This window comes from Thermosporothrix hazakensis, from assembly GCF_003253565.1.
Lineage (GTDB): Bacteria > Chloroflexota > Ktedonobacteria > Ktedonobacterales > Ktedonobacteraceae > Thermosporothrix > Thermosporothrix hazakensis.
In genome coordinates this window covers 1-13,133 of the sequence record NZ_QKUF01000023.1, presented here as the reverse complement: position 1 = coordinate 13,133, position 13,133 = coordinate 1, and the positions used below count along the sequence as shown (strand labels likewise).

At 53.7% G+C, this 13,133-nt stretch carries 13 protein-coding genes and 1 pseudogene; 8 read left to right on the top strand and 6 right to left on the bottom strand.

The annotated features are described in order from the left end of the window. Window positions 1-120: 120 nt before the first annotated feature. Window positions 121-954 carry an alpha/beta fold hydrolase gene (locus EI42_RS23180; RefSeq protein ID WP_111325026.1) on the top strand — a complete coding sequence of 278 codons (834 nt, stop codon included), beginning with the start codon at window positions 121-123 and terminating at the stop codon, window positions 952-954. Window positions 955-1,025: 71 nt separating this feature from the next. Here EI42_RS23180 and EI42_RS23175 read toward each other — a convergent pair whose 3' ends face one another. The 3 genes from EI42_RS23175 to EI42_RS23165 all read right to left on the bottom strand — a co-directional run bounded on the left by EI42_RS23175 (window position 1,026) and on the right by EI42_RS23165 (window position 4,730). Beyond that, window positions 1,026-2,084 carry a LacI family DNA-binding transcriptional regulator gene (locus tag EI42_RS23175; protein ID WP_170142847.1) on the bottom strand — a complete coding sequence of 353 codons (1,059 nt, stop codon included), beginning with the start codon at window positions 2,082-2,084 and terminating at the stop codon, window positions 1,026-1,028. A 555-nt stretch (window positions 2,085-2,639) separates the two neighbouring features. Beyond that, window positions 2,640-3,221: a hypothetical protein gene (locus EI42_RS23170; RefSeq protein ID WP_111325024.1), complete on the bottom strand. Its 582-nt coding sequence runs from the start codon at window positions 3,219-3,221 to the stop codon at window positions 2,640-2,642. Between the two features lie 378 nt (window positions 3,222-3,599). Then, entirely contained in the window at window positions 3,600-4,730 is a 1,131-nt protein-coding gene (locus EI42_RS23165; protein WP_111325023.1) for a hypothetical protein, read from the bottom strand. Window positions 4,731-4,875: 145 nt separating this feature from the next. On the opposite strand from EI42_RS23165, the gene chrA reads away from it, so the two are divergent. Both chrA and EI42_RS23155 read left to right on the top strand, forming a co-directional pair. Then, a complete protein-coding gene (chrA, locus tag EI42_RS23160; RefSeq protein WP_211326322.1) occupies window positions 4,876-6,021 on the top strand; it encodes a chromate efflux transporter in 1,146 nt (381 codons plus the stop codon). A gap of 43 nt (window positions 6,022-6,064) precedes the next feature. After that, window positions 6,065-6,487, top strand: coding sequence for an FAD-dependent oxidoreductase (locus EI42_RS23155; protein WP_211326321.1), 423 nt, complete (start codon window positions 6,065-6,067; stop codon window positions 6,485-6,487). Between the two features lie 35 nt (window positions 6,488-6,522). Here the strand turns inward: EI42_RS23155 and EI42_RS33440 are convergent, their stop codons facing one another. After that, the gene (locus tag EI42_RS33440; RefSeq protein ID WP_211326320.1) at window positions 6,523-6,663 is read right to left on the bottom strand and encodes a hypothetical protein; all 141 of its coding nucleotides are present in this window, start codon (window positions 6,661-6,663) and stop codon (window positions 6,523-6,525) included. A gap of 164 nt (window positions 6,664-6,827) precedes the next feature. Here EI42_RS33440 and EI42_RS23150 point away from each other — a divergent pair, with 164 nt between their 5' ends. Together EI42_RS23150 and EI42_RS23145 are read left to right on the top strand one after the other, a co-directional pair. Next, window positions 6,828-8,117 (top strand): ArsB/NhaD family transporter, encoded by a 1,290-nt coding sequence (locus EI42_RS23150; protein WP_111325020.1) that lies wholly within the window; start codon window positions 6,828-6,830, stop codon window positions 8,115-8,117. 11 nt (window positions 8,118-8,128) lie between these two features. Further along, window positions 8,129-8,617 carry a universal stress protein gene (locus EI42_RS23145; RefSeq protein WP_111325019.1) on the top strand — a complete coding sequence of 163 codons (489 nt, stop codon included), beginning with the start codon at window positions 8,129-8,131 and terminating at the stop codon, window positions 8,615-8,617. Window positions 8,618-9,140: 523 nt separating this feature from the next. Here EI42_RS23145 and EI42_RS23140 read toward each other — a convergent pair. After that, a complete protein-coding gene (locus tag EI42_RS23140) occupies window positions 9,141-9,710 on the bottom strand; it encodes a hypothetical protein (protein WP_111325018.1) in 570 nt (189 codons plus the stop codon). A 377-nt stretch (window positions 9,711-10,087) separates the two neighbouring features. Here EI42_RS23140 and EI42_RS32750 point away from each other — a divergent pair, with 377 nt between their 5' ends. After that, on the top strand, window positions 10,088-10,240 hold the full coding sequence (locus EI42_RS32750; protein WP_170142846.1) for an anthrone oxygenase family protein: 153 nt from the start codon (window positions 10,088-10,090) through the stop codon (window positions 10,238-10,240). A gap of 162 nt (window positions 10,241-10,402) precedes the next feature. Continuing rightward, entirely contained in the window at window positions 10,403-10,561 is a 159-nt protein-coding gene (locus EI42_RS32745; RefSeq protein ID WP_170142845.1) for a hypothetical protein, read from the top strand. Window positions 10,562-10,692: 131 nt separating this feature from the next. On the opposite strand, the gene EI42_RS23130 is transcribed toward EI42_RS32745, so the two are convergent. Then, window positions 10,693-12,249 carry an MDR family MFS transporter gene (locus tag EI42_RS23130; protein ID WP_111325016.1) on the bottom strand — a complete coding sequence of 519 codons (1,557 nt, stop codon included), beginning with the start codon at window positions 12,247-12,249 and terminating at the stop codon, window positions 10,693-10,695. 587 nt (window positions 12,250-12,836) lie between these two features. Between EI42_RS23130 and EI42_RS23125 the strand changes: the two are divergent. Then, window positions 12,837-13,133, top strand: a pseudogene (locus EI42_RS23125) (NUDIX hydrolase); the annotation flags it as partial.

Sequence of the window (13,133 nt, the reverse complement as noted above, 5' to 3'; positions counted from 1 at the left end):
ACGATCCGGGATAAACCACCTTGCGGACCCGCCGGGAGAAGTCATATACTGGGCTTCGACATGATGACGAAGCGCTCACAAGAGGCGCACAGGGAAGCCACCGGAGAAAGGAAACACATTATGCAGTGCGTCGTTCGAGATCTACCCCTCTTTTATGAGGTGCGCGGGACAGGGATGCCGATTCTCTGTCTTCATGGCTTTGGATGCGATCATCAGCAGATGACAGGCTGCCTGGAACCACTCTTCAGCCAACAGGCAGGATGGCAACGAATCTATCTGGATCTCCCGGGGATGGGCCGGACACCAGGAAGAGATGATATTACCAGTTCTGATGACATTCTGGCCCTCGTGCTTGATTTTATTGATGCCGTGATCGGAGACCAGCCATTCCTGCTCATCGGCGCATCCTATGGCGGCTATCTGTGTCAGGCTATCCTGCATCAGAGGTTCGCCCGGGTTGTGGGAATGGCCCTTCTCTGTCCGGGAGTGCTGATGGAGCGTGCGCAACGGGATCTCCCGGCTCAAACGGTACTGGTCGAGAACCCCGCACTCCTGGCCGAACTCGATGCAGCCGACGCCGAGGAATTCGCCTCGATTGCGGTAGTACAGGACAGAGCCGTCTGGGAACGCTTTCAACGTGAGATTCTCAGCGGGGCAAAACTGGCGGACGAGGCATTTCTACAGAAGATCAGCCAACGCTATAGCTGCTCCTTCGATGTGCGCAAGCTTCCCCAGCCGTTTTTGCGTCCGGTGCTTCTACTCACGGGTCGACAAGATCACGTTACGGGCTATCGCGATGTCTGGCAGATTCTGGAAAATTACCCGCGTGGGACCTTCGCGGTGCTGGATCGCGCCGGGCACAATCTGCCTGCAGAGCAGCCGCACCTGTTCACTGCCCTGATGCATGAATGGCTGGAACGAGTACAGGAAGCGCTGCAAAAGAGAGATGCATGACGGGTACAGCACATGAGATCAGGCAACAAGAGGAGGAAGAAACGCAGCAGACTAAAGCGGATGGCATGGGCTCAGGTCGAATGGCGCTGAATCAGGTGCGGCTTCAATGGGCTTGTCAGCTTCTCCGGGATCGCTTCCCCTTGATGTAACGCGTGGAGCAGCTCAGCAATCTGTTTGCCCATGTTTGCCTCGTCCAGATTGATCGAGGTGAGCGGCGGCCATGTCCCCTCAGCGAACGAGAGATCATCGGTCCCTACAACGCCCACCTCTTGTGGCACACGGATGCCTCGCTGCGCCAGCGCTCCAAGCAGAAACAGGGCATACTCGTCGTTGAACGCGTAGACCCCGACCCGGGAAGCTCGCCCGACAAGCTGCTTCTCGACAAAAGCCAGGGCAGCCTGTGCCGAGAGCTGAAGCGGCACAATATCCAGCGTAATCTGCTCGGCCTCGGGATGCTCCGCGATAGCCTCACGCATACCCTCAAGCCGCTGCTGAAACGGGTAATCCTGACCGATGTGCGCCTGATCTTCGGGACGAACCAGCACCAGATGGCGATAGTCCCGCTCCAGAAGATGACGCGCTGCCAGATACCCCGGCTCTCTCATTGGAAGGACCAGCGTGCAGGTGTGCGCAATCGGGACAGGATAAAAGCTGTAGAAAATGATATACTCGATACCATTGGCTCGCGCCTGCTCGACATCGGCTTCAGAGAAATGGAATGGGGTAGTAACGATTGCCAGCGGTCGACGTGCGAAAATACGCTGATATAGCTCCTGCCTCTGTTCGTCAGTAAGCCCCTGACAATAATACGTGGTTGGAATATACCCATAGCGCAGGGCTGCATTCTGGAAGGCTCCGGTCAGCTCTACTCCCAGAGGCGTTATCATGACATCGAGAATCCCGGCAACTTCTGGACTCTGCCCGGTCCGAAGCGTGCGAGCAAGCAGGTGAGGCTGATAGTGGAGTTCCTCAACAGCCTTCCAAACTTTCGCACGGGTTTCCTCGCTCACGTACTTGTTACGCTCCCCATCACGCTCATTGAGGACAAAAGAGACCGCGGTTCGCGACACTCCGGCTCTTTGAGCAACATCGCTGATTGTCACAGAGGAACGGCGCTTTTTTTCGCTCATGTTTTCCCCCTTCCACAGCATTGATACAGAAAAATAAATCGATTTAACCTGCAAAGTATTGCACGCCCGGGTATACTCTGTCAACAGACAACTCGATGTATATCCAGCATCTACAGCACTTCACGCGGAGAGAAACCAAACAGGAAAGCATGCTGCCGACCGCCTGGGAGGCTCAATACCTATTGCGATACCTGCGTTTTTGCCCTAAGATATGAGCGAGGAACGAGCGAACAGCAATATATGCCAGTCCTTCAGGCTGGTGAAGAGGAGAAAAATGTATGGCCGATCCAGCACAGACCCGTCATGAAAGCACGATCCCGGAATATCAAAACAGCCAGCCAGATTATATTGACACAGAGGCTCATCAGCACGCTTCAGATATGCATCTCTGGCATTGATACCCCGCGAACTGGAAACGCATTCATGTGACGCCCGCGGAGCGCCGCCTTGTGATGAATGAGTTCAAGCATACATCGAGCGCATGACAAGAAAGCGTCAGGGAACTTCCCCGGCGCTTTCGTGCAATGTTTAACAACCAGCCGTAAAGAGAGCAATCTAGAGGGTGGCTTCAAAAGACCCGAAAGTCGCTTCAAAGGCTGCAACCTCGATGGCTGGCACCAGTTCGCAGGTCATGCCCGCAGCCTCGGCGGCCTCTCGCTCTTTCTCTCCGACTCCAAGATACAGACATTCAGAAGGCGCTACCTGTAAATGTTGCGCGATCGTAAGGAATAAGGCCGGAGCGGGCCCGATCACCTGACTCACAAATAGAGCACCCTCCGGGAAAAACGATCCCAGTTCAAACGCTATCTGCTCGATCAGCCCCTGATATTGCGCGTCAGACATTCGCCTTCGGGCATTGGCGTCACCAAGCGAGATAAACCAGGGAACCCCGTAAAGCCCTAACTCCTGTGTTATCTCCTTGATGTTCGCTGCAACACGTGCTGGCACAGAGACACCGTCCGGCGAAAACGCCCTCTGCTCCGCTGTGCGCTCGATCAGCGTGTTCTGATTGGAGATAATCGCAAGGGGAATCCGCTGAGCAGAAAAAGAGGCAAGTCGCTCAGGGATGCCTGGTAACGGAATTGCACTTCCTTTCTGTACGAGGGCATCAAGATCAAGTATAGCTGCTTTTATCATATGTTGGTTCCTTTCGCTTCGACCTAATCCCCAAAACTCAGCGATGGGCGCTGATTTCCTCCTGTAGAGGTGACACGATTCAGGCCATATTGAAGTGGTAGTCCTACCTGTTAGTAATAATACGACAGAGGGAGGGAAAAAGAAGCAAGCAGTTTTTCCTCTACAGTATTGATTATTAAACGCCCTCCGCCCGATCATCATGCAATGCATGCCAGAAACAAACACCGAATCAGAATGGGAGCAATTTCCAGATATTTTCAGTCTGGCTAACAAGCGCTTCCCTTCTCTATACGGTATTTCACCCTCAGCCACTTCTTGTAATAGAAAACTCTTTTTACTTCTCTCTCATCAAATCATTTTTATTTTCTCTCATATCTATCATAGTCGGTTCATGCCCCTCGCCTGCGTTTTCAGCTCATTCAGTGGAACAACGACAATGAAAGAGATCTGGCGGGAGCGTTCAGCTTTCTCCCTGACCTGTTGCCACGCCTCTATCATCGCCTCAAAGGCATCCTGAAGCACGCGCCCAATAATTGCAGCGGCGTTCTGGTCAATGCCCGCACTCATCTTGATAAGCTCATAATCAAGCGCTTGCCAGCACTTGCGTAATGCACTGATAGATTCTATTGCCTCAATAACTTCAGTACGTAGCTCGTTCAGGCTCAGCGTGGCCTGTTCCAGACATTCAATAAAGCGCTCGGCCTGTTGCTCGCTCTCAGAAGCCCCCGTTATCTGCTTCTGGATCTTCTGCATGCATGCCTTCCATTCTGCGGCGAGGTCGTCATAGGTAGCGAGCATGCCCTGCGAAACCGAGGCCCCGATGAGCTGTATCCAGGCGTAATGCTCAATATCAGCAAACTGTTTGTAATACATCCGCTCATACTTCTTTGTGCCCTGAAGTAGCTCCTTGCGCACCTTCTCCACTTCCTGACGCATCGGGACCAGCGCTTTCACAATTCGGATCATACGCCTGTGATACTTGCTATAGAGCGGAATAAATGCACGTTTCTCCGTTTCAAGATCATCAAGTAACTGGGTATAGTGATCGATAACCTCTATAGTACGAGCCTCGTAGCGCTGGATATCTCCTCGAAGGCTGTCCAGCAGCGCCTGAAACTCACGGGCCAGCGCTTGCTTCTGTTCCTCGGCAGCAAGCAGATAGTCTTGCGCCAATGTGTAGAGCGCCCTATAGGAAATGGCAGTACTGCGGGCATAGGTGATGACATCGGTTGCGAGCGTAATATTCAACGGGAGGACATCCTTGAAGAAATGAGCGCAACATTCCTTGATCGAGCCATACACGCGTAACAGGTCATTGAACTCGATCGCCTTCTGCTCTGGAATGCCGGTCAGCGTTTCCAGCTCTTTCGGCGTAGCAGGAAGCCGTCTCGCCCCATCGATATAGCGCTGAAGGGCGTAGAACTCGGGCTGTTGAAGCACAAATGGGTCATCTGGCCTTTCCATCCCTTTGATATGTGGGCCAAGCTGAAAGGGGTTTCCATAGCGCACAGGCAGATTCCTTTCTAGAAACGAAGCGCAAGGTACATCTCCATTACAGTATACAAAGCCATCAAATCGATATGCCTCAATACGGCAGAGGTTCGGGCTGCTGTGCTATGATGATAGGGGAATATGATGCAGGAAAGGAATGCCTATGAGCGAAAGCAAGCAGTTGAACCATAGAGGGCGTCTGGCTGAGGTTGCCGGGGTCTTTTTGCGACTTGGCTGCACGGCTTTTGGAGGACCGGCGGCCCATATCGCCATGATGCGTGAGGAGGTCGTCAGGCGGCGTCGGTGGGTGGATGATCAGACTTTCCTTGACCTGCTCGGTGTCGTGAACCTGATTCCTGGTCCGAACTCGACCGAGCTGGCGATTCACCTGGGCTATGTACGGGCTGGCTGGCCCGGGCTGATCGTAGCGGGAGTCTGTTTTATCGTTCCGGCAATGCTCATCGTACTGGCGTTTGCCTGGGCTTATGTGACTTTTGGCTCACTCCCACAGGTAGGCTGGCTGCTCTATGGCATTAAACCGGTCATCATCGCGATTGTCGCCGTATCGCTATGGGGGCTGGGGAAAACGGTTCTGCGCGGCTGGTTTGCTGTGGTGATGGCGGCGCTTCTGATGGGACTCTACCTGCTCAATGTCAACGAAGTACTTGTGCTTTTCGGCGGAGGAATCGCCTATGCACTGTTGCGGATGCTTGGCAGAAAACTGCACCTGTTCTCATTCTCACTACCATCGCTGCTGCTGTTCGCACCCATGCACGCCACCCCTGAAGGCTTGCTTACGCTTTTCCTCACCTTTCTGAAAATTGGCGCGATCCTGTATGGAAGCGGCTATGTACTGCTGGCCTTTCTGCGCGACGATTTCGTGCTGTCGCTTCACTGGCTCACAGATCAGCAGCTCCTGGACGCGATCACGGTCGGACAGTTCACGCCCGGCCCTGTGTTCACCACCTCGACCTTTATTGGCTATCTCATCGCGGGCTGGCAGGGCGCATTGCTGGCAACACTTGGCATCTTTCTCCCATCGTTCATCTTTGTGGGGCTGATACATCGGCTGGCAAGCACACTTCGGCGCTTCGTATGGACCTCGCTGGTACTGGATGGGATAAATACTGCGGCCTTTGCGTTGATGGGAGGCGTGCTTTTACAACTGGGGCAACAGGCGCTTCCTGATCCATTGACCTGGGGAATCGCGCTCGGTGCGCTGCTTATCCTGTTGCGCTGGAACGTCAATTCGGCCTGGCTGATTCTTGCGGGAGCTGCAATCGGACTGCTACGCTACTGGTGGTTCTGAGCACGTTGCGCGTCGGCATAGGCAGCAATACCCTCCAGCACCCGTGTCAGTCCAAAGCGGAACGTCTCATCTGGTGAGCGCTCCTGAGCTTCAAGAATCGCTTTTGCCAGAACAGAATTTGATCCATGTCAGCAGTGATAAGATTACAACCAGACCGCTCTACATGCTTCCAACCGGGCTACCCTGGCCGGGCCGTCCAGGTGTCACCTTGCTCGGAGACGCGGCCCACCTGATGCCGCCGTTCGCGGGTCAGGGCGTTAATGGAGCGATGAAGGATGCACTTGAGCTGGCAGAGGCGCTCGTTCAGCACACCACGCTCGACGAGGCGCTTCATGCTTACGAGCAAGCAATGTTTGAACGCGCCAGAAAAGCGGCTCTCCTGACCGCCGAGGGGCTTGAGATGCTGCATGGCAACGACGCCGTTTCCACTACGGTCGCTTACTTTCGCCAGTTTATTGCAGAATAGGTGAGACTGGAGCAGTCTGGCAAAGGGTGCATCCTTTAGCGAAACGGCTCCGCTTCCTTATATATCGGCACAACGCGCTTGCCCCTCGGCTTATCCTCTTCCATAGAGCGATATGCCGCGCGAACGTGGAACCCCTGAGCAAGGTTGACTGGATAGCGCCCCGGTAGCCACGCCATCCACGATATACAGTAAGCTCTCGCCGCCCCTGGTAGGGTCGGAGCATCGAGATCATGATAAAATAATCGCAGAATCACGTGAGTCTCAGCCCCTCTTACAAGCGTTCTCAAAGAAGACAGAACAGTGACAGTGAAGAGGCGAGTGATATGCTATTATTCTTTCGGTGCCCCATGCGATCAAGACTGTGCTGATCGTGCTGATTACAGGGTTGGTGCTGCTCGGGGTCATGCTGCGCCCCTGGAAACTCAACGAGGCGCTCATTGCACTGGCCGGCGCGGCACTCCTCCTCCTTCTCGGGTTGATTACCCCCGAAGCGGCTCTATTGCGCCTGCTACAGGATTGGAACACGTTTTTCTTTTTTCTTGGCATGATGAGCATCTCGGCCCTTGCGGAAAGCGCGGGCTTCTTCGACTGGTTAGCTGTCATGACCGCGAAGATCTCGGGAGGAAGCCGGAAACGGCTCTTTTTCAATACATTTCTGCTCGGTAGCCTGATCTCGATGTTCTTTTCAAACGACGCGACGGCCCTCATCCTGACTCCGATTCTCTACAGCCTAACCACCCGTCTGCGACTCCCGGTGCTCCCGTATCTCTTCGCCTGTACATTTATTGCCGATACGGCTTCTTTCCTGCTTCCGGTCAGCAACCCCATCAACATCATCGTTTTGTCGGCGTTTCCACTCGACCTCTGGACGTTTTTGCGCCTGCTGTTTGTCCCGAGTCTTGTTGTTATCGGGCTCAATATGGTGGTGTTTTTCGGGCTCTATCGCAGGCAGTTGCGCGGTGGTTTTGAGAACCAGCGCCTGCCCACAGCAGCGGAGGCGATTCAACATCAGGGCTATTTCCGCTATACCTGTGTCGTGCTGAGCCTGGTTGCTCTCTGTTATATCGGAGCGTCGGCATTGCGGGTGCCGCTCTCTCTGGTCGCGATGGCGGGCGCTCTTGCCCTGCTTGTAGGTGCCTTATACTGGAAACAAAGCACGTTCCGAGAAACCGGAAAGCAGATTTCCTGGGCCATCTTCGGCTTTATCGCCGGGATGTTTATTCTGGTGCAGGCGCTGGAAAATACCGGTCTGACGGAACAGTTCGGTCAGTTGCTTCTTCAGCTTTCCGGTGGAACCACCCTGGGAGCCGTCGCAATAACTACCCTGGGAACTGTGCTCGGGACCAACCTGATCAATAACGTGCCGATGGCGGTGGTCATGGTTTCCTCGCTCAGCCACCTGCCCCATGTCACGCCAGTCGTCCAGAAAGGGCTGATCGCGGCAACAATCTTCGGTTGCGATCTGGGCCCCAACGTTACCACAGTTGGCTCGCTGGCTACAGTGCTCTGGCTGCTCATCTTGCGCCGCCGCAACCTGGAGGTGACAGGACTGGATTACTTCAAAGTGGGTATTCTTGTGACGCCGCTGATGTTGTTAGCGGGTGCAGTCACTATCTGGCTTTTGTTATAGGAGGGTATTCTATGCGCATCCTGTGTTGTCTGGATGGAACGAACAACGAGCAGATACGTGATGCAGTAAAAAATATGCTTCGAGCGGAAGAACGAACACTGGCGGTTCTCTATGTCACCGATATAGGCCCCGAGATGCAGATAGAACACCAGCGCATCCGTTTCCTTCGCCCACCGCGCCCGCCGCAGCCGCGCCGCGAACAGATGCGAAAAGCGGTGGAAATGACAGCACATGAGATCCTTGAGGAAGGGAGCCGCTCACTCGATGGCGCGGAAAAGATTGAGCGTACCGGGCGGCCCGAGCGCGAGATTGTTCGTGTGGCTCAGGAGTGGCAGGCCGACATTGTTGTTCTCTGTTCTCGCGGATCGCTGGAAACGGCCAGCCCGCCGGGACCAAAGTCAGTCGGGCATGTGGCGCGGTTTGTGCTCGATCATGCGCCCTGTCCGGTGCTGCTCCTTCGCCCCCGAAGCGATGCCGTGAGCCAGCTTCCCCCACGCTAAGCGCATCAGCCCGCCTGGAAGCAAGCAGCTTCTTTCAGGCTCTCTTCTGCCTGACCCACCGGTCTAGCACTATTACCAGAGAGCGGCTTGTAGACGTACGACAAAGCAGACAAGCCACCCATTGCGAGCGGAGACTTCTCATGCCAGAACGAGCACGTTACCCTCTCCACAGGCCTCAGATGGGCCCACTCACAGGCGACACAAGAGCGGTGCCGCGCTCTATCAGCGGATGGAGACCCTGCCAGCACAGATGTTCATGGAACAATGCGCTCCTAAGGGAGAGCAGAAATGCCGCCGAATAAACGTTGTGAGATTGCCTCACAATGCCTGCTTGCCAGTTCAAAGCTTGCGCTCTCGTTGACACCGTGAGCACATTTCGGTTGGGAAAGGCTGCTGATCAGTCCACTGGCCGAGAGATGACCCTGTGGACTGATCAAAATAGGAAGTGATATCCGATCAATGATATGCCTTCACCTCTCGCAGGAGTTGCTGAGGTGGGTAGCAAGGCGTAGTAGTTCTGGCTTTACATGCGCTGCGAGGGCGGTTGAGCATCGAAGATGAAGCGTTTCGTTTGCCCGGCAGGCGCGTATTCACCGGTCTCAGGCACAAAGACAATATGATGACGTCGACAGTAGTACAGTGATTCCCAGACATAACGGGCACGAGCCCAGTGCGGTTGCCACTTTTGCAGGTATTGTCTCTTCTTCTTTTCTAGCATAACAATTGCCAGGATCACTCCCCCCAAAAGGAGGAGCATGAAAAGCATCGCTGCACCATTCCCCGACGAGCATACACAGGGTCCCCCAAATACCAGTAAGGGGATGCCTGCTCCCCAACTGAGGAAGAGAAAAAGATTATACATGGTCACATCAAGCGGAGGGAACGAGAGCATCTGTGCCAACGAACTCTGACTGGTGCTGGAAGAAAAGCCAGTCATTGATATATCGCTTTTGGTTCGATTGTCGTGGTAGGCCCTGCCAGCGTAGAAGGTGGAACCGCTGGTATTCACGGTCTCCTGATCTATGATTCCCGAAACTTTCTGGATCATATCATCATGACCATCAACAGGACAGCTACAGGAACTGCGATACATTGCTTCATCCTTTCATACTAATATTTACCTATACAAGAGATTCAGGCGCAGCTACTATAGCATAGGTGACAGAAAAGAAATAGTGAAATGCTCACAGTTTGTACAATTGCGTCGTTCGTATTCTCCTGAGGTACCTCATGTGGATAATGAAGCCGTCACGGTACTGAACTATTGGGGCGCTCTTGCGAGTCAAGTCCGTCGGAGAGCGGCTTTGCTCAACTTCACGCGCACCCCCCACACCAGTGAACCTTAGGGCAAGGATATCCACCTCTGGTAGAAGCCGCCTACACCCTGAACCAGCCTGATAAGACCCACCACCACCTTTTCTTATCGACTTCGAGCCAGAACGGCTATCGAGAGGAGCTATTCAAAACAGGATGCTACTGTCAACGCTGCTGATTCTTCTCGGAGGAATATGCACCGGCCTGTGTGCTGGCGTCTTCTTTGCCTTCCCGGTTGCCATTGTACCGGCACTGCGAGCAATGGAAGCGACACAGCATATTAAAATGATGATCGAGATCAGAAAATAGAGAACCCGATCTTCCTTTTCTGCTTCTTCAGTCCGGCAATCATCCTGCCAGTAGCAGCGTTTCTGCTTCGGGAAGATCCAGCCTTCTGGCTGCCGGTGATTGCGGCGATCCTGCATATCGTCGGATCTATCGGCATCGGGGAATATCCCTATCAAGAAGCAAGTGGAGACCATTGACCTGACCACCACACCCGCCGCTGAGATTGAGCAACAGCGCACGCGCTATCAGGGACCAAACTCGCGCTGGATGCAGCTTCACGCGCTACGAACGCTTGTCGCAATCGTCGCGACCGGGCCGGTTGTCGCGGTCGGCCTGATCTAACCAAATCGAAATACAGGAATATTTCTACGTTATCTGCATAGGCTCATGCATTGGTTTCTCTCTCCCCAAAAAAAGAGAAGGGCTGACGACAACAGAGTGCATCTCTGTGTCTGTCAGCCTTCTTTGGAAGCTTAATGAGATGGCACGAAGCCTTTTTGTTCCTGCGCAGCCACCTCTTCACTCTCCGCCGAGGAGCTCTCAAGCTCTTTGCGCCGATAGCCAAAGGTTAGCAGGAAGCTCACCAGAGCCAGCACGGTCATCAGCAGGAAGACCCAGAACAGGCTCTGCGCGAATGTGCTCCGAAGCTGATCGAGCACGTCCGACGAGAACGCAGCGTTCAGCTCAGGAGTCAGCAGAACCGTCACGGGTGAGTTCCCTTTCTGCATCTGCTCCGCCAGAGCCGGGACATGCGCCGCTATCTCTGTAAAGCGCTGCCCGATCTGCCCGTTCAGCACGCTTCCCATCGCCGCGACACCAACCGTTCCACCAAGCAACCGCACAAACTGCGTGGACGCGCTCGCCACACCAACCAGGTGCTTCGGTGCCGAATGCTGCACAATGATCGTATAGACGATATTGGCAAGGCCAAAGCCCACACCGATAACCGCCATCGCTACCAGCAGGTAGATCAGGCTTGTTTGCTTCTGCAAGAACAGGATCATTACAGCCGCAAGCAGCGTAATAAACGTTCCAGCCTGCGCCATTATGCGGAAGCCCAGGCGCTTGAGCACAAATGCCGCGCTCATCGAGAGAATAGACCAGCTCAAAGAATACGGGATGAGTACAACGCCAGCGCCCGTCGCGCTATCACCCTGTACCCCTTGCACAAACAGCGGAATATATGTCGTCAGCCCATAGAGAATCGCGCCGAGCAAGAAGCCGCCTGCCGTTGCCAGTGCAATCGGGCGAATGCGGAAGAGGCTGAACGGAAGAATGGGCTCAGCGGCCTTCCGCTCAACAAGCCAGAACGCAACCCCACCAATCAACGCAACCAGGAACAGGCTCAGGCTTGGCAGTGATGTCCATGCCCAAGCACTTCCACCCTGAATTAACGCGAACAACAACACCAGTATAGTTCCCGTCAGCAGGATCGTGCCCGCATAATCCAACTGGTGCTTCTGACGCACAAATTGTTCTTTATAAAAGATGAACAGAAGAATCAGCGCGAAAATGCCCAATGGGATATTCAGGTAAAAGACCCAATGCCACGACGCATAGTCGACAAGCAAGCCTCCAAGCATCGGGCCTGCAACGCTTGAGACTCCCCACAGAGCACCCATCACACCCTGCATCTTCGCTAGCTCCTCCGGATTAGAGGAGAGATCAGCAACGATGGTCAGCACCAGTGGCATAATTGCCCCGGCTCCAATACCCTGTATCGCACGAAACACAATCAATTGCTCCATTGATTGCGAAAGGGCGCAAGCCAGTGAACCAAGTAAGAAAATGCCGGATCCAATAAAGAGTATTATTTTACGACCATACAGGTCGGCAAACTTTCCATATAAAGGAACGGTCGTTGTCGAGGTCAGAAGATAGGCCGAGAATGCCCAGGAATACAGTGTAATCCCGCCAAGTTGAGCAACAATACTGGGCATAGCCGTCGCGATAACCGTCGATTCGAGCGTTGCCAGTGACATAACCAGCATGAGAGCGAAAAGAACAAGACCTTTTGTGTTCTTTGACATCGGAAGATCCTACCTGTTTCTATTCTGTCGTTTGCTATTCTACAGCGTCATTCAAGCAACTTGATATATACCAACATATATATCAATATATAGAAACATAGAGTCTTGCCCTGATTCCTTGTATGGCTCTCATAACCGCAAAAACATCAATGTGTTCCAGGAATGCAAGGCAGACTCAGAACACGAAAGGCGGGCAGCGCAGGCAGCGTATATAACGGCAAAAGTCGATTCGCATTGCTTTTTTCTCATTCCTCTCATCAAAGTGTATCCATAGAATACCCTCAATACAGAGCACTGTGTCCTGTCCATTCTCTCTAATATTCCCTGCCCAAAAGGACAGCTCTCCGCCCCTCTCATCTCCTTCTTTTCAGGAAATGGGCTGGAACAGAGGAATCAGAGAGCACTTTCCTTGTTTTCAGGAAAGCCAATAAAGCGTATACTGAACAAAAAAGGAGCCGAGCATGACTATCAATCAGCAGGAAATGGAGGAACTTGTGCAGCGCTTCGGCACACCGCTCGTTCACCGTACCGTTCCATTTGGAACCTCCACTTACCGGACACAGTAGGCAGGGAACCGCACGCGCGAAGTCTGCATGGCGATACGCCGCCCACATGATCGCCTGCTCACCTTCACAAAAACCTTCTATCCGCAAGGAGTATATCGGCTTCTGACCGGGGGCGTTGAGTTCCATGAAACGGTGCTGGAAGCGCTACACCGGGAAGTATATGAAGAAACAGGGCTACAGGCCAGCGTTGAACGTTTCCTTGCTTGCATCTCATATCATGCAGAAGAGGACAAAGATTCGGCCATTCGCTTTACCAAAAAGCGGCAGAAGGCCCCTGGCTTCAGCCAGGGGGATGGATGGCGCAGGAAGCCATCAGAG

Coding starts and splice junctions, on each gene's coding strand:
- EI42_RS23180 (WP_111325026.1), top strand. CDS start 121: ATGCAGTGCGTCGTTCGAGATCTACCCCTCTTTTATGAGGTGCGCGGG.
- EI42_RS23175 (WP_170142847.1), bottom strand. CDS start 2,084: ATGAGCGAAAAAAAGCGCCGTTCCTCTGTGACAATCAGCGATGTTGCT.
- EI42_RS23170 (WP_111325024.1), bottom strand. CDS start 3,221: ATGATAAAAGCAGCTATACTTGATCTTGATGCCCTCGTACAGAAAGGA.
- chrA (WP_211326322.1), top strand. CDS start 4,876: ATGAGCGAAAGCAAGCAGTTGAACCATAGAGGGCGTCTGGCTGAGGTT.
- EI42_RS33440 (WP_211326320.1), bottom strand. CDS start 6,663: ATGGCGTGGCTACCGGGGCGCTATCCAGTCAACCTTGCTCAGGGGTTC.
- EI42_RS23145 (WP_111325019.1), top strand. CDS start 8,129: ATGCGCATCCTGTGTTGTCTGGATGGAACGAACAACGAGCAGATACGT.
- EI42_RS23140 (WP_111325018.1), bottom strand. CDS start 9,710: ATGTATCGCAGTTCCTGTAGCTGTCCTGTTGATGGTCATGATGATATG.
- EI42_RS32750 (WP_170142846.1), top strand. CDS start 10,088: ATGCTACTGTCAACGCTGCTGATTCTTCTCGGAGGAATATGCACCGGC.
- EI42_RS23130 (WP_111325016.1), bottom strand. CDS start 12,249: ATGTCAAAGAACACAAAAGGTCTTGTTCTTTTCGCTCTCATGCTGGTT.